This window comes from Nocardia pseudovaccinii NBRC 100343 (assembly GCF_001613225.1).
In the GTDB taxonomy this organism is placed as follows: Bacteria; Actinomycetota; Actinomycetes; order Mycobacteriales; family Mycobacteriaceae; genus Nocardia; species Nocardia pseudovaccinii.
Map to the genome: position 1 here is coordinate 13,094 of NZ_BDBY01000235.1, position 18,865 is coordinate 31,958.

The following is an 18,865-nucleotide window of genomic DNA, read 5'->3' on the forward strand; positions in this document are numbered from 1 at the left end:
CGAAAGGCCGACAGCAGCGACGCTGTCGGCCTTTTTGCTGTCCTTGGGCCCGGATCCACTGAACTTGCGTTGCCCGAGTGCGCGCAAATGCCCTGTGGGGCCCGGCGACCTTCCGGCATCCTGGAATGCATGTGTTTGGTGTTGATCGGTTGGCGGGTCCATCCGGAGTACCGGTTGATCGTCGCGGCCAACCGCGACGAGTTCTACTCCCGCCCGACCGAGTCGATGCGATGGTGGTCCGAGGTGCCTGGACTGCTGGCCGGGCGCGATCTCGGGGCGCTGCGCAAGGTCGCGGGCGATCCGCCGGGTACCTGGCTCGGGTTGACGCGGGAAGACAAGGGCCGCAATCGATTCGCCACCGTCACCAATGTGCGCAATCCGAAAGACGAACGCGGCGACGCCCGTTCACGCGGCGCGCTGCTGATGGATTTCCTGCGCGGCATCGGCGACCGGCGTGAACTACTCGGCCCTGAGCAGTACGTGCTCGATGTAGCCGCCGCCCCCGACGACTACAACGGCTACAACATGCTGATCTCGGATCTCGAATCGCTGTGGTGGCACTCCAACCGCAGCGCACGACCGCCCCAGGAGCTGGCACCGGGCTTCCACGGTGTATCCAACGGCATGTTCATCACCTCGGCCGCGCCGGGCCTGGGAGCGGCATTCGAAGCGCCCCAATCCATTTGGCCCAAGGTACGCGGCGGTCTCACCGACCTGCGCACGGTGGTCGAATCGGATCCCGGCAATGTCGCGCGCTACTTCGAGGTGCTGGCCGACCGCACCGAGGCGCCCGATGAGCTGTTGCCGCACACCGGAGTTCCGCTGCGGCGCGAGCGCGCGCTCTCGGCCAGATTCATCGCCAACGCACTGCACGGGACCAGGGCGAGCACGGTCCTGCTGGTGCGCGAGGACGGTTCGTTCGAAATGGCCGAGCGCTCCTTCGGACGCTTCGGACGGCACAGGGGCGAGGAAATCTTCAGCGGCAGTTTGGATTTACGCGAGCACCAGGCCTGAAACGCAAACGGCCCGCTCCTGATGGGAGCGGGCCGGTCGAGTTCGATCGAGATCAGTTCGGCTGCTGAGCCGGCACCGGCTGCTGGGCCGACGCAGGCTGCTGGGCCGGCACCGACTTCTCGGCGAACTTGGTGGTGCCGGGCGCCGCCTGCAGAGTGTTGACCAGGTCGATGCCCGCGAGGGTCAGGATCGGACCACCGACGGCGAGCGTGCCGAGGATGCCACCGATACCCGCGCCCGCGATCGCGGCCGGAATGCAGCCGACACCGAGCAGTGGCAGGCCGAGGATGCAGCCGATGACACCACCGGCGACGACACCGATGGCGGTGCCGACGAAGCCGCCCACCGCCGTGGCGATGCCGAACTGAGTGGAGAACTCGTTCATCGCCCGCTGGTCTTCATCCGGGGAGGCGATCGGCTTGGCGACGGCGTTGACCGTATTCACCTTTTGCTCGATCTTGACGCTCTGGTCCGGGGTCAGTTCGAGGACCTTGCCGTCGTCCTTCACAACCGGCTTGACGTCGACCGGTGTCTGGTCGACATCGACGTCGAGCGGTGCCGACATGACGGTGTTGCCGAGTTCGTCCTTGACCGTGTAGAGGTCTGGTTCCTTCAATTCCTCGTCGGACTTCGTCAGCTCGAAGGTCCCCCCCTTGAGCGTGGCGACGACCGTCTTGTCCACGAGCTTGACGGAGTAGCTGATCGGTTGAGCCGCCGCGGGGGCGGGCTCGGCGTGAGCAACTCCGAATCCGATCGTCATCGCGCCGATGACCATCGTGGCAGCCGCGGTGGTGCTGCGGAGATTCATTCAGTTTCCAATCCATCATCAGGTTGTTCGCGCGCCGCTTCCGTACACGCGAGAGCGCTCATCAACCCGAGGTGGTCGGACCCCGGATTCTCCCCGAGCAGTGTGAAAGACAGGCACATCAAACAGAACGTGGTGAGCGTAATCGAACCGACATGAAGATGCGAGATCGACTATTCCCACTGTGATCTCGGCGTGACATAAGCCTGTCCTTACCGCCGATCGGGCACCGAGCATTGTTTACGGTGGTTGTCGCCCCGAACCACACCCGGATCGCGCGATCTTCGTGAAATCCATCACAGGCGAAAATCAGGTCAAGCCCCAGGAAGAGGGGGCAGGAACCAACCGCCGATCGTACGATAGACAGGTAAGTTACCGGTGGGTAACTTACCTGCAGTTAGGATACGAGCCAACCGGGTGGCGAGATCGCCGCCCACGCTCGTGTTGCCTCTAAAGAAAGGTCGCGACATGAATGCCCTGACATTGACGCTGGGCACGATTGGTGTGGCGTTCAGCCTGTTGGGTTGGGCATCATTCGTCGGTGGCGTCGGCAAAATGACCCGCGCGATCATGATCGGCCAGCCCGCGCCGGATCGTTGGCGACCCTTCTTCCCGCGCTTGAAGACGATGATCGTCGAATTCCTCGCCCACACCCGGATGAACAAATTCCGCACGGTCGGCTGGGCGCACTGGCTGGTGATGATCGGCTTCCTCGGCGGTTTCATCCTGTACTTCGAGGCGTACGGGCAGACCTTCGATCCCGAATTCCACTGGCCGATCATCGGCGGCTGGGGCATCTACCACCTGTGGGACGAACTGCTCGGCATCGGGACCGTGATCGGCATCCTGGTGCTGATCGCCATTCGCCAGCTCAACCACCCACGGGTGCCCGCGCGACTGTCGCGATTCAGTGGTTCCCGGTTCGCCCCGGCGTATGTCATCGAGGCGATCGTGTTCCTCGAGGGCATCGGCATGGTCATGGTGAAGGCGGGCAAGATCGCCACCTACGGCCACTCCGAGGCCTGGACCGACTTCTTCACCATGCAGGTGGCCAAGCTGCTGCCGTCCAGCGTGGCGATGGTGGCCATCTTCGCGTTCATCAAGATGGTTTCGGGCAGCACCTTCCTACTGCTGGTCGGTCGCAATATCAACTGGGGTGTGGCCTGGCACCGGTTCGCGGCCTTCTTCAACATCTACTTCAAGCGCGAGGACGACGGCGGCGTCGCACTGGGCGCCGCGAAGCCGATGATGTCCAAGGGCAAGCCGGTCGATATGGAGACCGCCGACCCGGACGTCGACACCTTCGGCGCGGGCCGGGTCGAGGACTTCTCCTGGAAGGGCTGGCTGGATTTCACCACCTGCACCGAATGCGGTCGCTGCCAGTCGCAGTGCCCGGCCTGGAATACCGGTAAGCCGTTGTCGCCCAAGCTGCTGATCATGTCGCTGCGCGACCACGGTGTCGCCAAGGCGCCGTACCTGCTGGCCGGTGGCCGCAAGGATATGGGCGGCGACGAGATCGGCCTGGTCGACGACGACGGCAAGCCCAACGAGGCGAAGCTGGCCAAGATCTCCGAACTGGCCAGGGCCGAGGCGGAGCGTCCGCTGGTCGGCGGCGAGGACGTCAACGGCATCATCGACCCCGAGGTGCTGTGGAGCTGCACCACCTGCGGTGCGTGCGTCGAGCAGTGCCCGGTCGATATCGAGCATGTCGATCACATCATCGATATGCGCCGCTACCAGGTGTTGATCGAGTCGGAATTCCCCTCCGAGCTGGCCGGTTTGTTCAAGAACCTGGAGAACAAGGGCAACCCCTGGGGCCAGAACGCCAAGGACCGGTTGAACTGGATCAATGAACTCGACTTCCAGATCCCGGTCTTCGGTCAGGATGCGGACTCCTTCGACGGGTACGAGTACCTGTTCTGGGTCGGCTGTGCGGGTGCGTACGAGGATCGCGCCAAGCGCACCACCAAGGCCGTCGCGGAGCTGCTGGCCACCGCGGGCGTGAAATTCATGGTGCTCGGCGCCGACGAGACCTGCACCGGTGACTCCGCGCGCCGGGCGGGCAACGAATTCCTGTTCCAGCAGCTCACGCAGCAGAACATCGAACTGTTGAACTCGGTATTCGAGGGTGTCGAGCAGTCACGCAAGAAGATCGTCGTCACCTGTGCGCATTGCTTCAACGCGCTGAACAACGAGTACCCACAGGTCGGCGGCACCTACGAGGTGGTGCACCACACCCAGCTGCTGAACCGGCTGGTGCGCACCAAGCAGCTGATCCCGGTCGCCTCGGTATCGCAGAATGTCACCTACCACGACCCGTGCTACCTGGGCCGCCACAACAAGGTCTACAACGCACCGCGCGAGTTGATGGAGGCCTCCGGCTCCACCCTCGTCGAAATGCCGCGGCACGGCGAACGTTCCATGTGCTGTGGCGCCGGTGGCGCGCGGATGTGGATGGAAGAGCAGCTCGGTAAGCGGATCAATATCGATCGCGTCGACGAGGCGCTGTCCACCTTGAACGGTGGCAACGAACCGTCCAAGATCGCGACCGGCTGCCCGTTCTGCCGCGTCATGCTCACCGACGGTGTCACCGCACGCAAGGACAGCGGCGAGGTCGGCCAAGGCGTCGAGGTCGTCGATGTCGCGCAGTTGATGCTCGACGCCATCGACCGGGTCGACCCGTCGAAGCTCACCGAGAACCTGACCGTGGTGCAGGAACCGAAGCAGGCACCCGAGCCGGAACCGGTTGCCGCCGAACCCGAACCGGCATTTCCCGATGATGTAGCGTCCGCCGAACCGAAGGCGGCTCCGGCCGGTGGCGGTCTGGCGATGAAGGGCGGCGGCAAGGCACCCGGCGGTCTGGGTATGAAGGGTGCGGCCAAGGCACCGGGTGGTCTCGGTATGAAGGGCGCCGCGAAGGCACCCGGAGCCAAGGCGACCCCCGCTCCGGCCGAGGACACCGCGACAGAGGCGTCGGCTCCGGCCGCACCCGTCAAGGGCCTCGCGATGAAGGGCCCCGCCAAGGCACCGGGCAAGGGCCTCGGCATGAAGGGCGGTGCAAAAGCGCCCGGCGCCAAGGCAACTCCCGACGCCGTCACCGAAGCAGCACCCGCCGCCGAGGCACCGGCAGCACCGCCGGTCAAGGGTCTGGCAATGAAGGGTCCGGCGAAGGCACCGGGCAAGGGGCTGGCCATGAAGGGCGCGGCAAAGGCGCCCGGAGCCAAGGCACCGGAAGCCTCGGCCCCCGCCGAAGCGGCCGCGGTAGCGGAAACCCCCGCGACCGAACCGGTTTCGGCCCCGACCGAAACCAAGCCGTCCATTCCCGCCAAGGGCCTGGCCATGAAGTCCGGCTTCAAACGGCCCGGCCCCAAGGCCCCCGGCACGGCCACCCCGGCTCCCGCCGAACCGGCCTCCGCCACCCCGGAAACCGGAACGGAACCCGCCGACGAACCGGCCAAGCCCACCAACGGCAACGGCACCCCCGCCGTGGCACCCCCGCCCGCCAAGCCCGGTGGCCTCGGCTTCAAATCCGGCGCCAAGGCCCCCGGCCGCAAGAACTGACGGGTAAGCGGAAACAAGCGAGCGGCCCGGGTGCGCATTGCGCACCCGGGCCGCGGGCGTCGAGGGTGAAGACGTCTTCGGGGGTTTTGTCGCCGGACATGGCTACCAGGCCGCGGCGGATGGCGGCGATGACGGGTTTGTGAGATTTGTCATCGGCCGAACCACACGCGTGGACCATTCGACCCAGTCGGGCGCGGTGACATCCTCGTCGGAGCCGCCCGCCGTGAGGTCCGTCCCGACGCAGAAATCCGTTCCAGCCGCTGCGAATACGACAGCACGGACCGCATCGTCGCTATCGGCGGCGGTGAAGGCGGCCCCGAGTTCATCGGCCATTTCGGCGGTGAAACCGTTGCGCGCGTCGGGTCGATTCAGCGTGATGGTGGCGATCGCATCCGCGACGCGGTAAGTAATAGTGTTATAGGACAATTCGGCTCCTGACTACGGTTCAGCGCTTCCCGGATGCGGCGGAGACGAGCAGCTCGACCATGGCGGTCGCTTTTTCGGACTGCGGCGGGTCACCGGTGATGACATCGCTCCAGACGAAAGCTTCGCCGATGCGCACGATCGCGTAGGCGAGATCGCGGATCTCGATACGCGGATCCAGATCGGGCAGCCCGGCCAAACGCTCTGCGGCCCAATCGATCATGCGGGCCTGCACAACGGTGTAACGCGAGGTCAGGACGCGCAGTCCGTACTCAGGATCCTCGGCGACGAAGCGTGACAGCGGTTCGAAGGTGCGCACAGTATCGGCGAGCTTGCCGAAATTGCGGACGAAACGTGCGGACGGCGCACCGTAACCGCGCGCCTCGACCCGGGTGATCGCCTCCGCGATCACCCGCCACACCACCTCCCCGATCACCACTTCCCTACTGCCCCACCAGCGATAGAGCGTGGCGCGGCCGATGCCGAGTTCGCGCGCGAGCTGCTGCATATCGATGCGGCGGCCGTCGAGGAACCAGCGGTGCGCGAGGTCGATCACATCCGCACGCACCGGCTTCGGTCCGACCGCCGCCTCGTCGGACACGGCTAGGGCCTCGTCAGCGCCGCATATCGAGCGAGATGCTGGTCGCTGGAACCGAATTCGTATTCGATCGCGGTCAGGCGCTTGAAGTAGTGGCCGATCGCGAGTTCCTCGGTCATGCCCATGGCACCGTGCAGCTGCACGGCGTTCTGGCCGATGAAGCGCGCGGCCCGACCGATGGTGACCTTCGCGGCCGAGACCGCCCGCGCCCGGTCCGCCGCCGCCGCACCCAACGAGTAGACGGCCAGATACACCGCGGCAATGGCCTGCTCGAGCTCGATGAACATATCGACCATGCGATGCTGGAGCACCTGAAAACTGCCGATCGGCTGACCGAACTGCTGCCGCTGTTTGGCGTATTCGACGGTGTCCGCCAATACCTTTCGCATGCAGCCGACGGCCTCGGACGCGATCGCGGCGATCGCCTCGTCCACCGTCGCATCGATCGCGTCCCATGCCGAACCCTCGGCACCGAGCAAGGCATCAGCGGGCAGTCGGAAGCCGGTGAAGGTGATATCGGAGCCGACCCGATCGTCGATCGTCCGATACGAATGCACCTCGACACCGGCGGGCAGATCAGCGGTATCGAATTCGGTGAGGAATAGCGAGATTCCGTCCTTATCGCGCCGATCACCGGCGGTGCGCGCGGTAATGAGCAGATGCGTCGCCAGCGGCGCACTGGTCACGACCGTCTTGACGCCATCGAGCACCCACGCGTCACCATCGCGACGCGCGGCGGTCGATACGTCGTGCAGCGTCTGCCCCGAGCTCGGCTCCAGCGCCGCGAACGCCGTCCGCGCCGCGCCGGAAACGATCTGGCGCAGTACCGAATCCGCACGCTCGCCACCGGCGCGATTCAGCAGACCGGCGCCGACCACCACGGTGTCGACATACGGCTCGACGACCAGCGCACGGCCGAGTTCCTCGGTGATGATCATCAACTCGACCGGACCTCCGCCCATGCCATCAACCCGCTCGGGCAGGGTGGCCCCGAGAATGCCCAGCTCCTCGGCGAATCCGCGCCACACGCCCGGCTGCCAACCGGCGTCGGATTTCGCCGCGCCCCGGCTTTTGTCCAGTTCGTAACGGGCGCCGAGGAATCCGGCCACCGCGTCGCGAAGCAGTTCCTGCTCATCGGTGAAGGTGAAGTCCATCAGAGCCCCAATGCTGCCTTGGCGAGAATATTTCGCTGAATTTCGTTGCTGCCCGCGTAGATCGAGCCCGCTCGGTCATTGAAGTAGCGCAGCGGCGCGACCGCCTGCCAGTCCGCGCCGCTGCGATATTCGTCGGCGGGCGGGGTGAATTCGGCGATCGGCCCGCCCGGCGCGGTGGCATGCGGCTGATAAACCCGGCCGCGCGGACCGGCCGCCTGCAGCGCCAATTCGGTGAGCCGCTGACTCAATTCGGTGGCCAGGATCTTGAGCATCGAGGAAGCCGGACCCGGATTCTTGCCCTGGGCCATCGCCGAAAGCGTGCGGTATTCCAGGATTTCGAGCACCTCGGTGCGAATTCGAGCCTCCGCCAATTTCGCCGCGAATGCCGCGTCATCGATCAGCGGATTGCCGTCGGGTCCGGTCTGCTCGGCCGCCGCGGTGGCCACATCTTGGGCCATGACCTGCAGCATCGGCGCTGCCGCACCGCCGCGCTCGTGCACGAGCAGATATTTCGCGACGGTCCAGCCGTCATCGATCCGGCCCAGCACATTAGCCTTCGGCACCCGGACGTTATCGAAGAAGACCTGGTTCTGCACCTGTTCGCCGGAGGTCATCACCAGCGGGCGAATCTCGATGCCCGGCGTGGTCATATCGATCAGCAGGAAGGTGATGCCCTGCTGCTTCTTCCCCTCGCGCGAGGTCCGGACCAGGCAGAAGATCCAATTCGCCGCGGTTGCATGGGTGGTCCAGATCTTGCTGCCGGTGCAGACGAAATCGGCGCCGTCGTCGACGGCTGCCATGGTCAGCGAGGCCAGGTCCGAACCGGCTTCCGGTTCCGAATAGCCCTGGCAGAAGAAGACTTCCCCGGTCAGGATGCGCGGTAGAAAGAAGGCCTTCTGCTCCGGCGTACCGAACGCGACGATCGCGGGCGCGACCATCCGGATGCCCATCGGCGAGAGCGACGGCGCACCGGCCAGCATCGACTCGCGATTGAAAATGTAGTGCTGGGTGAGGCTCCAATCGCAGCCACCGTGCTCCACCGGCCAGGCGGGTGCGGCCCAGCCACGCTCGTGCAGGATGTGCTGCCACTGCATGCTCGCCTCATGGTCCGGGTACACGCTCGTCGCCAAGCGCCCGGCCCGCCGCAGCTCCGGCGTCAGCTTCTCGCCGAGAAATGCGCGAACCTCGTCGCGAAAGTCCAGATCGGCCGCTGACCAGTCGTAATCCATCTGCCCTCCCGGAGGGATCTGCGTCATTGCATCGGGTCGCTCTACGGCCCCACGAGACACAATGTACGACTGTCTCATGCCGGAAATCAAACTGATGCCACCCGCCTGCACTTGCGGGCGACTAGCAGGCTTCGAGGGCCGCATTGGGCACGCGAGCCCGCGCGCCGACCGAGGCCGGGGTCGACACGGCCCAGCATGTAGCCGGAACAGCGTTGGGACCGGGAAGCTCTCACCATCCCGGTCCCAACATTTCAGTGTCCACCCGATGATGCGGGCGCGTCATCGAATTCGGCTGCCGCACCCTCCTTCACCGGGAGTCGCTCAGCGCAGATACCCGATCAGAGCACCGCTGAGACGCCGCGCCGCAGCACACGGTTCTTCGGGTGCGTCGGGCTGCATATTTCGCGTGACGAACGCGACTTGGCCCCACGGCACCGGAATGCCGACGTAGCACCCGATTTTGTTCGTGTCCTGAGCCGCACGATATTGGTAGGCCGCTCGACCGCCGACCGAGATCGGACTGAAGTCCACGTAGCCCCCGCTCTGCTTGAATTCCTCCACCGTCTGCCGGGTCGACGTGACCGTCAATTCGGATTTGCCCGTGAGGGACTGCCAACGGCAGCTCTTGTCGCTCGCGCCCCCGGATCCGCTGAGCGCCGATTTGCGGTCGGAGCGCAATCCCTGGTCGGTGACATCTGCGGCGGATATATCGCAGGGGTCCCAGAGCGCGCCGGGCGCGGGCTGCGGATCGGTGGTGCCGCACAGAGTCGCACCGCAGGTATCGGTGCCGCCGGGTGCCGGAGCCGGATTGCCCGCGGTACCGCACAAAGTTGCACCGCAGGTATCGGTGCCGCCCGGGGCATCGGGCTGCTCACCGACCGTCTGCCCGGTGCCTGCTCCACCCCCACTGCCCGGAGTCTCGCCGCGATTACCTGGAGCCGCAGTGGCGGTCGGGGGCGGCGTCTTCGAGGCACTGCTCGAGGTGGCCGTCGCGGCGCCGGAGCGTGTCGTGTCGGAATTCTGGTCGTCAGCCGTGCACGCGGTCACAATCAGTGCCGGTGCCACCATGCTCAGCACCAGTCCTGTACCGGCGCGCCATCGGCGCCCCTTGCCCAGCATCTGCATAATCCGCACGGTCTCCCCTGTTGCTCCTGCCGCCATGCCTGAAATAGACAGACGCGCAATGGGCCTGGTCACTTTCGGACGGTTGCCGGTTCCCGTGGACGGGATTACGAACACCCATGTTCACAGTCGCGAAGTACCCCCGGGTCGTTACCGGGACCGGCGCGGGCTGATTCGATGGGTTCCGCTGCGGGAGAGGAGGTTGGCGTACCGGTGGCCAGCAGCTAGCAGTCTTCGAAGAATGCCTTGACGTATCCGGTGGACTGGTAGACGTAGTCGTAGGCCCACCTGGGGACCGAAAGGCGCGGCTGCGGATCCACCATCAGCACCTCACCATCCCAGCATTTCCCGAGGATGTAGCGGGCCCGCGAGATATGCGGCGTGAAGGTGATGACGATGACTCGACGCCAACCCTGCGCCGCGGCGAATCCGGCGAGTTCACGACCTTCACCACGCGTGGTGCGCGGCGACGGATCGAAGCAGGTGACCTGAAAGCTGTAGCGGCTGTGGCAGATTCGGTTCATCAGCGCACTGTTCTCATACGGGTCCGAGAACAGCACCCGGGGCGCGTACCCCGCACTGGCCAACCGCAGCCCCAGCTTCTCGCGTCCATCGTGCGCGCCGCCGAGCACCAGGATCGCATCGGCCTTCGCGGGCACATCCACCTGGGGCCGGACATAAACCGGCCACAGACCTGCGATCAGCAGCACCACCGCAACGCCCGGCACCACCCAGGCGCTGCGGGCCCGGATGCTGCGCTGGCGTCGCACGAGATCGATCGTAACCGGGCCGTCATCGAATGAGTTTACGCAGGCCAGAAGGCTATCCGTCATTCATGTCGCCACATGTACATCTGCTGTTGCCGAGGCCCTTGCCTCGCTGACGTGGGGTGGCCATCGGCGGGACCTATCAATCGATCATGCGATGCACAGTCTTCGGAACCGGGTACCTCGGGGCCACGCACGCGGCGTGCATGGCCGAGCTCGGACACGATGTGATCGGCGTGGATATCGATCCGGGCAAGGTCGCGAAGCTGTCCGATGGTGTGGTGCCGTTCTACGAACCCGGGCTGGAGGAGGTGCTGCGCCGGAACCTGGACGCCGGTCGGCTGCGCTTCACCACCTCGTACGCGGAGGCCGCCGACCACGCCCAGGTGCATTTCCTCGGGGTCGGGACACCGCAGAAGAAGGGCGAGTACGCCGCGGACCTGAAATATGTGCACGCCGTGGTCGATACGCTCGCACCGCTGCTGGAGCGGCCGTCGGTGATCGTCGGGAAGTCGACGGTGCCCGTGGGAACCGCCGCCGCATTGGGTACGCGGGCCCGCGCGCTGACCGACGCCGCGGTCGAGGTGGCGTGGAATCCGGAGTTCCTGCGTGAGGGTTTCGCGGTGAAGGACACACTGCGTCCTGATCGACTGGTGCTCGGCGTGGATCGCGAACGCGAAAGCGCCGCCTGGGTCGAGGAATTGGTGCGCGAGATCTACGCGGACCTGATCGCGGCCGAGGTGCCGTTCCTGCTGACCGACCTGGCCACCGCCGAATTGGTCAAGGTCTCCGCGAATGCTTTTCTCGCGACCAAGATTTCCTTCATCAACGCCGTCTCCGAGGTCTGCGAGGCGACCGGCGCCGATGTGACCATGCTGGCCGACGCACTCGGCTACGACGCGCGCATCGGCCGCCGATTCCTCAATGCCGGACTGGGTTTCGGCGGCGGCTGCCTACCCAAGGACATTCGCGCGTTCATGGCGCGCTCCGGCGAACTCGGCGCCGATCACGCGGTGGCCTTCCTGCGCGAGGTCGACAACATCAATATGCGCCGCCGCACCAAGATGGTCGATATGGCCGCGCGGGCCTGCGGCGGATCGCTGCTCGGCGCCAATGTGGCGGTGCTGGGTGCGGCCTTCAAACCCGAATCCGACGATGTGCGTGACTCACCCGCGCTGAATGTCGCGGGGATGATCCAGCTGCACGGCGCGGTGGTGACGGTGTACGACCCGAAGGCGGCGGAGAATTCGCGACGGGTCTTCCCCACATTGAACTACGCGACCTCGGTCACCGAGGCCTGCGATCGCGCCGATGTGGTACTGGTGCTGACCGAGTGGGACGAATTCGTCGCATTGCGTCCGCAAGACCTCGATCCGGTGGTTCGCAAACGGTCGATCATCGACGGTCGGAACTGTCTCAATCGAGCCACCTGGAGAGACGCCGGATGGGTGTACGCCGGACTCGGCACACCGTAGAGTTGCCTGCGACGCGGGGGCGACGCCGGGACGATCAGATCCTGCCTTCGGGTCTGTCGGACGTCGGCGGTAGGGTCCCGAGAGCGGGCCGATCCCCCGGCGGGCGGCGCAGGCTCGCATGTCGTGATGTGTGAAACGGGATGGGCAGCTGATGAGTTCGGTTCTGGGAGTTTCGGTGGGGGCCGGCGCCGTCCGTATGGCGCGACCACACACCGCGAGCCCCCACGGCCCCATCGCCCCGCATTCCTTCGATCTGCAGACCATTCCGGTCGTCGAGCACCAGGTGGAGGAGCTGGCCGCCGAGGCGATCGGCGTGACGCTGGAATCCATGCCAGGTATCGCGGCCACCGCGATCGCCTACCGCAGTGAGCAGCATGCCAAGGCGCTGCGCGCGGCCATGGCGCGGCAGCAGCTCACCAATTACGAACTGGTCCCCGAAATTGTCGCGGCGGTCGAATTCGCGCAGGCCACCGGGGATATCCGCGGCATCTCCTCGCTCGTCGTCTACGACCTCGGCAGCTCCGGACTGACGGTCAGCGTCGTCGACACCCAGACCCGTGAGATCCGCCACAGCGAACGCACCAGCGATATCAGCGGCGACTACCTGGATTCGCTGATCCGCGAACAGCAGATCGCCTCGGGCCGGATCGCGCATCCGCCGGATTCGGCGGGGCTGGCCGCCCTGGACGCACTGTGCCGCGAGGCCAAAGAGCAACTGTCCTCGAATACCGCCGTGGCGCTGCCCAGCGAACAAGGGCTGGTGCTGCTGGCCCAGGAGAATTTCGAAGCTCTGATCATGCTGGCGATCGAATCGTCGGCGCGGATGGCGCGCGATGTCATCGTGCGCTCGGATCGCCCGGTGCACGGCGTGCTCGCGATCGGCGGTTGCGCGCGAATTCCGCTGATCGCCAAGGTCCTCGAACGCTGGATGGGTGTGCCGGTCATCGTGCCCGACAGCCCGGAGACGGTGGTCACCCGCGGTGCCGCCCTGATGACGCGTCCGGTGCGCACGGTCGTCCAGACCCCGCAGCAGCACGCGCCCGCCGCGGATTCGCTGCTCGATGACGATGAGCTCTCACCCGCCTGGCTATCCGCACCGCCCAAGCGGCGCCGCGGCAAACGGGAAATCAATGGTGCGGTGCTTACCGTCAGCGCACTGGCTGTCGTCGCGGCGATCGGACTCGGACTCGGTTACGGCCCACAGGTTCTCACACGCGATTCGCAGAGCAGTGACCACCCGACCTCGGTCTCGCCGACCAACCCGCCGCGCACCACCACCCTGGACCCGCAGATCGCGGTCGCACCGGCCAGCACCACCGAGTCCGCCGAGTCGGTGGCCGCACCGCCCCCGTACCGTGCGACGACCACGGAGCCGCCCACGCCCACGCCCGGCCCGAACACCATTGTCGTGCCAGGACTTCCGCCGATCGTGGTGCCGACGATTCCGCCCGTGATCCTCCCCTTCCCGCCACCCGTGCAGCGCTGAACTGGTGACCTGCACTCCCCAGCGAAGCAGGCTATGCGGCAGTAGATCTTGTATTGCACGCCCTTTGTGGCGAGTGCACACCCGGTAGAGGGGTGCGCTGCCTTGCGAGGGTGTAGGGCGGTGGGTAGTTGGGCTGCACCCTGCGGCAGTTACCGAAGGGCGGGCCCCTCGTCGCCCCACGCAGTCTCGGATCCGGGCGGCGGTTACCGAGCGGCCGGACCGTCGTCGTCCCAGGATCCGCGCGGATCCGGGCGGCGGTAGCCGCGCGGGTCGGTGTCGTAGTCGGGTTCATAGTCCCGCGGGTCGGCGCTGCGGTAGCCCCGACTGCGTTCGTATGCCCGGGGATTCGAGGGTTGGTCGTTCCAGGCCGCCGAGCCCGGCTCGTCGTCCCGGGTCGGGGTCGAGGTCCGTTGGCGGCTGGGAGCGGCAGCGGAGCGGGACGGCGAGCGACGGGAAGGTGCGGACGCCTCGGACTTCGCATGCCGCGAGTGCCGCGCGGGAACAGCGGGTTCGGGCTTGTGACCGAAGGGCCGGGCGAGCATGACGGCGATCGCGGTGGTCAACGGGACCGAAAGGGCCAGCGCGATACCGCCGACGGAGGAGCGGGCGATTTCGATGGCGACCGCATCGCCGGTCAGGACGTCGCGGATGGAGCGGCCCGCGACACTGAACAGCAGCAGCAACGGAAGCGCACCACCGGCATAGGCCAGCACCAGGGTGTAGACCGTGCTCGCGATATGGTCCCGGCCGACGCGCATGGCGGCGGCGAAAACCTCGCGGCGCGAAGCGGATTCATCGATGGAGGCGAGTTCGAAGGCGGCCGAGGCCTGGGTGATGGTCACATCGTTGAGCACACCGAGCGAACCGATGATGAAGCCAGCCAGCAGCAGACCGGTAATGCTGACGTGCTCGATGTAGGTGGCGACGTTGGTGTTCTGTTCCTCGGATAGGCCGGTCAGATGGGTGACCTCGATGGCGATCCAGGACAGCACCGCCGCGACGATCATCGATGTCAGCGTGCCGAGCAGCGCCGAACTGGTGCGCAGATTCACACCGTGCGCCAGATACAGCACGGCATACAGAATCATCGCACCCGCGACCAGCGCGACCGGAATAGCGGGCTTACCGTCCAACAGGGCGGGCAGCATGAACAGCACGAGCACCGCGAAGGCGAAGACCAGCCCGAGCAACGCCCGCAACCCGCGCCAGCGCGCCACCACGATGACCACGACCACGAAGGCCAGCACGATCAGGGTCAGCGGCAGCCCGCGCGAGTAGTCCTCGAACGAGTACAGCGGCATTCCGCTCGGATCGGTCTGTCGCACGATCCGGATGTGGTCACCGGCATGCAGGTCGGGTTGTCCTGGGCCGGGCGCGATTTCGAACAGGGTGCGATTGCCCTTGTGCGGACCGGAATCGATGCTGATCAGGCTGCGCTGACAGGTGTAGCCCGCGGCGCGCGGCTGCTCGGGCTTATCGATGAACACCTTGCCGATCGAACTGCTGCCGCACGCGCCGACGTCCTGCATCATCACGGTTCCGGCTTCGGTCTGCACCGCGCCACCGCCCGCGTTCTGCATCGGCAGCGGGATGTCGATGTGCTGGCTGCTCGGCCACAGCACGATCGCGGCGATCACGACCACGACACCGATCGCGGCGAGCAGCCCGACGACCACACGGGCCGCGGTCGCGCCGATAGCGATGGGGCCGGAATGGTCGTGGTGATGGTGATGATCACTCATGGCTCACCGGACTCCTACCTTTTCGTCTGTAGTCCAGGGTGCGAGCTTAAAGGATTTCATTTTCAAGATCGGATTCACGGACCGGCAGCGACCGACGAATAGTCATGAAAGGTGCCCACCCGTCGCCCGACCACCACCCCTCATCGAATCGCTTCGCGATGCTGAACCGGTGGGGAAGATCGGGAGGGGGCGGCGGAGAGCAGGGGGATGTCTCCGCCGCCCGCAGGTTGGCGCCCAGGGGGGTAGGCAGCCTAACCCGAGGTCAGGTTGTCCAGGGGGGGTAGACAACTTGACCGGGCACTCGAAGTGCCAAGAGACACTGTACACAAAAAGTCTCGTTTAGCGCTAGCTAGTAACCAAAACTCGCAACTATCCGTACACCGGGTATGTTTTGCCCCCGGAAGCGGGGCGATCCGGTAGCCCAGCGCACGCTGACAAAGGGTTCCGGACCGCCCAGTTCCTACTGCCGGTAACTCGACAGGAAGTTCCCGAAGCGCTCGATCGCCACCGCGAGATCTCGCGCCCACGGCAGCGTGACGATCCGCAGATGATCATGATTCGGCCAATTGAACCCGGTGCCCTGCACCATCAAGATCTTCTCCTGCAGCAGCAGATCCAGGATCAGCTTCGAATCATCGTGGATTTCATAGACGTTCGGATCCAACTTCGGGAACGCGTAGAGCGCGCCCTTCGGCTTCACACAGGAAACACCCGGGATCATATTCAGCCGCTCCCACGCGACATCGCGCTGCTCGAGTAGCCGTCCGCCGGGCAGGATCAGATCCTCGATGCTCTGATGTCCGCCGAGTGCCACCTGAATCGCGTGCTGCGCAGGCACATTCGGGCAAAGCCTGGTCGAGGCGAGCAGATCGATACCCTCGAGGAAGCCGGCCGCATGCTCCTTGGGGCCGGTGATCGCCAACCAGCCGGAGCGGTAGCCCGCGACCCGGTAGGCCTTGGAGAGTCCGTTGAAGGTCAGGCAGAGCAGATCGGGCGCGAGCGTCGCCAGCGAAATGTGCTTGGCGTCGTCGTAGAGGATCTTGTCGTAGATCTCGTCGGCGAGCAGCAGCAGCTGATGCTTGCGCGCGAGGTCGACCAGTTGCTGCAGCACCTCGGTGGAGTACACCGCACCGGTCGGATTGTTCGGATTGATGACCAGCAGCGCCTTGGTCTTATCGGTGATCTTGGCTTCGATATCGGCGATATCGGGCTGCCAGCCGTTGGATTCGTCACACAGGTAGTGCACCGGAGTGCCACCGGCCAGGCTGGTCATGGCGGTCCACAGCGGATAGTCGGGCGCCGGGATCAGCACTTCGTCACCGTTGTCGAGCAGCGCCTGCATGGTGATAGTGATCAGCTCGGAGACGCCGTTGCCCAGGTAGACGTCGTCGACATCGAGTTCGGGAAAGCCGGGGACCAGCTCATAGCGGGTCACGATGGCGCGCCGGGCCGACAGGATGCCCTTTGATTCCGAGTAGCCCTGGGCATACGGCAGCGCGGCGATGATGTCGCGCATGATCACATCGGGCGCCTCGAACCCGAACGGCGCGGGATTGCCGATATTCAGCTTGAGGATGCGATGCCCCTCCGCCTCCAGCCGTGCCGCATGTGCGCCCACCGGTCCACGAATTTCGTAGAGGACGTTCTGCAGCTTCGTGGATTGCTCCAGCACGCGCGGCGGGTGATGCGGTAGATGGCTAGGACTCACCCTGCCTATGGTGCCATCCCCGGCAACTCGTTAATCGGTGCCTGATGGCAGCACCTTCGGCGCTGCGTGTTCGCGGCCCCCTGGTGTCTCGCGTCCGGCCCTTTCGAGCGACCTGCAAGCAGTCGCCAGCGGCGCCGTCGAAACATGCGACTGCGTCGTATGCGCTTCGACGACTCGGCTGTGTTCGATGGCCGCGCCTTCGGCGCGGACGCGAGACGGGCCGCGAACTCCTCGCTCGTAAGACTCGCTCCGTTGTGGTCGACAGTGCTTGTAACCGCAGCTTGGTCCAGTGCGCGCACAGCGGGATCAGGCCGACGAGTTGCCCGGCGGGATGCCTTTGGCCGCAGTGGTTCCGCAGAACTCTTCGATTTTCTCGTCGAGGAACCGCGCCTCGACGGCGTCGCGGAACTCCGGTCCGGCGATCCGCCGCCGCAGCCCGACGAGCCGTTCCTCCAGTTGGGCGATGCGCTTGTCCTCGGCCAGGCCGAGCACCGGAACCAGCGCGGCGGCCGCACCGTCCAGACTGCCGTTGATCAGATGCGCCGCAGCGCTGTCGACCCGGGCCATCGCCTCGGTGCCGTAGGAACGCCGCTCGGACGGACCGTTCGCATACAACTCGATGGCCTGTTGCGTCGCGGCCAGCGCGGGTTCGGCCTGACCGAGATGGATATATGTCGCGCCCGCGTAGTAATGGGCCTTGGCCTCGTTGAAGCCGAAGACGCCGCCGACCTCGTCGTGCAGCGAGTCGGTATCGGATACCTCGCGGGCATCGTCGGCGGCCCGGATACAGCGATCGGCATCGGCGTCACTGCCCAATCGAGACCAGATCCTGGCCTCGATATTCAATAGTCGAACCTTGGCCGTGGCCGATTCGGCGAAGTCCTGCCCGCTCTGTGCCAGCAGCACTCCCCGACGCGGTCGATCGGACCAGTATTCGATCAGCGCGTGCATGCCGCGGGTCCAGGCGCGCAACCCGTTGTGACCACACAATTCCGAATATGCCCAGGCCGCTCTGATCTGCTCGCCCGCGGCATCGAGATAGCCGAGGTCGGTGCTCGCATTGGCGAGCAGTCCCGACAGCGTGCCTGCCAGCAGATACAGATGGCTGGTATCGGCGGGGCGCTGATGCCCCTCCAGCAGCCGGTACACCCGGCGGCGCACGCGCAGCATCTCCACCATCATCGGTACCGGCGGGATGTGCACATATTCGTTCGCGATGCGCGTGACATCGGCATCGAGCTGCTCCAAGGTGGTGGCACCCACATTGGTGCTCTCGGCCTGGCCGGCATGCTCGCTCGCCTCATGGGCAGCCGCCATGATCAGATCCCTCTCCGAAATCGCCGCTAACGCATCACCTCTCATCGCACCGGCGTCTATGAGAGCCAAAAGATCCGCGTCACTCGAATAATTGGGGCGAGCCGAGGCATCGGCCCGCCTGTCGAATCCGGGCGCGGTCGGTCGATCGAATACAGGTTGATCGATCATGGCCGCAAACCGCGCCCGCACAACATCGTCGGACCTGGCCAGGGATGTATCGAGGGCGGCTTGATTCACCGGACGTGGATGGACCCGGGCGCCGCCGGCCTCCCACTTCGATACGAGCCGCTCGTGCACACCCAGATGCGCTGCGAACTCCCGGATACTCATCCGCCTGGCATCGCGAAGGGCACGGGCCTCTTTACCTGACCACTGCCGGACCACGACGTCATCCCTTCCGAACGAACTCCTTCCCAGGGTACGAGCGCTTTGTGAGTGCGGCCACAGGCAAAAGCCGTCCGCTA

General features: G+C 65.7%; 13 protein-coding genes and 1 pseudogene. 4 read left to right on the plus strand and 10 right to left on the minus strand.

What is annotated here, in order from left to right; translation table 11 throughout:
• Positions 1-129 precede the first annotated feature (129 nt).
• Positions 130-1,014 carry an NRDE family protein gene (locus NP3_RS29330; RefSeq protein WP_063044843.1) on the plus strand — a complete coding sequence of 295 codons (885 nt, stop codon included), beginning with the start codon at positions 130-132 and terminating at the stop codon, positions 1,012-1,014.
• A gap of 52 nt (positions 1,015-1,066) precedes the next feature.
• Here the strand turns inward: NP3_RS29330 and NP3_RS29335 are convergent, their stop codons facing one another.
• Positions 1,067-1,822 (minus strand): DUF8020 domain-containing protein, encoded by a 756-nt coding sequence (locus NP3_RS29335; RefSeq protein WP_063044844.1) that lies wholly within the window; start codon positions 1,820-1,822, stop codon positions 1,067-1,069.
• Positions 1,823-2,287: 465 nt separating this feature from the next.
• Here NP3_RS29335 and NP3_RS29340 point away from each other — a divergent pair, with 465 nt between their 5' ends.
• Entirely contained in the window at positions 2,288-5,380 is a 3,093-nt protein-coding gene (locus tag NP3_RS29340; protein WP_063044845.1) for a (Fe-S)-binding protein, read from the plus strand.
• Positions 5,381-5,482: 102 nt separating this feature from the next.
• Here NP3_RS29340 and NP3_RS29345 read toward each other — a convergent pair whose 3' ends face one another.
• The 6 genes from NP3_RS29345 to NP3_RS29370 all read right to left on the minus strand — a co-directional run bounded on the left by NP3_RS29345 (position 5,483) and on the right by NP3_RS29370 (position 10,676).
• Positions 5,483-5,806 carry an enoyl-CoA hydratase-related protein gene (locus NP3_RS29345; protein WP_063044846.1) on the minus strand — a complete coding sequence of 108 codons (324 nt, stop codon included), beginning with the start codon at positions 5,804-5,806 and terminating at the stop codon, positions 5,483-5,485.
• 19 nt (positions 5,807-5,825) lie between these two features.
• A complete protein-coding gene (locus tag NP3_RS29350; RefSeq protein ID WP_063044847.1) occupies positions 5,826-6,404 on the minus strand; it encodes a QsdR family transcriptional regulator in 579 nt (192 codons plus the stop codon).
• Positions 6,405-6,406: 2 nt separating this feature from the next.
• Positions 6,407-7,555: an acyl-CoA dehydrogenase family protein gene (locus NP3_RS29355; protein ID WP_063044848.1), complete on the minus strand. Its 1,149-nt coding sequence runs from the start codon at positions 7,553-7,555 to the stop codon at positions 6,407-6,409.
• Positions 7,555-8,784 carry an acyl-CoA dehydrogenase family protein gene (locus tag NP3_RS29360; RefSeq protein WP_063044849.1) on the minus strand — a complete coding sequence of 410 codons (1,230 nt, stop codon included), beginning with the start codon at positions 8,782-8,784 and terminating at the stop codon, positions 7,555-7,557. Before NP3_RS29360 ends, NP3_RS29355 begins: the two co-directional genes overlap by 1 nt.
• Positions 8,785-9,105: 321 nt before the next feature.
• A complete protein-coding gene (locus NP3_RS29365) occupies positions 9,106-9,945 on the minus strand; it encodes a DUF3558 domain-containing protein (RefSeq protein WP_084509145.1) in 840 nt (279 codons plus the stop codon).
• 185 nt (positions 9,946-10,130) lie between these two features.
• On the minus strand, positions 10,131-10,676 hold the full coding sequence (locus NP3_RS29370; RefSeq protein WP_245721163.1) for a YdcF family protein: 546 nt from the start codon (positions 10,674-10,676) through the stop codon (positions 10,131-10,133).
• A gap of 149 nt (positions 10,677-10,825) precedes the next feature.
• Here NP3_RS29370 and NP3_RS29375 point away from each other — a divergent pair, with 149 nt between their 5' ends.
• Entirely contained in the window at positions 10,826-12,148 is a 1,323-nt protein-coding gene (locus NP3_RS29375; protein ID WP_063044859.1) for a UDP-glucose dehydrogenase family protein, read from the plus strand.
• A 151-nt stretch (positions 12,149-12,299) separates the two neighbouring features.
• Entirely contained in the window at positions 12,300-13,634 is a 1,335-nt protein-coding gene (locus NP3_RS29380) for a DUF7159 family protein (RefSeq protein WP_245721164.1), read from the plus strand.
• Positions 13,635-14,107: 473 nt separating this feature from the next.
• Here NP3_RS29380 and NP3_RS29385 read toward each other — a convergent pair.
• The 3 genes and pseudogenes from NP3_RS29385 to NP3_RS29395 all read right to left on the minus strand — a co-directional run.
• Positions 14,108-15,376: pseudogene (locus NP3_RS29385) on the minus strand (YibE/F family protein); the annotation flags it as partial.
• A 460-nt stretch (positions 15,377-15,836) separates the two neighbouring features.
• Positions 15,837-17,093 carry a pyridoxal phosphate-dependent aminotransferase gene (locus NP3_RS29390; RefSeq protein WP_063044852.1) on the minus strand — a complete coding sequence of 419 codons (1,257 nt, stop codon included), beginning with the start codon at positions 17,091-17,093 and terminating at the stop codon, positions 15,837-15,839.
• A 297-nt stretch (positions 17,094-17,390) separates the two neighbouring features.
• Positions 17,391-18,731 (minus strand): NsdA family TPR-like regulatory protein, encoded by a 1,341-nt coding sequence (locus tag NP3_RS29395; protein ID WP_084509148.1) that lies wholly within the window; start codon positions 18,729-18,731, stop codon positions 17,391-17,393.
• Positions 18,732-18,865 lie beyond the last annotated feature (134 nt).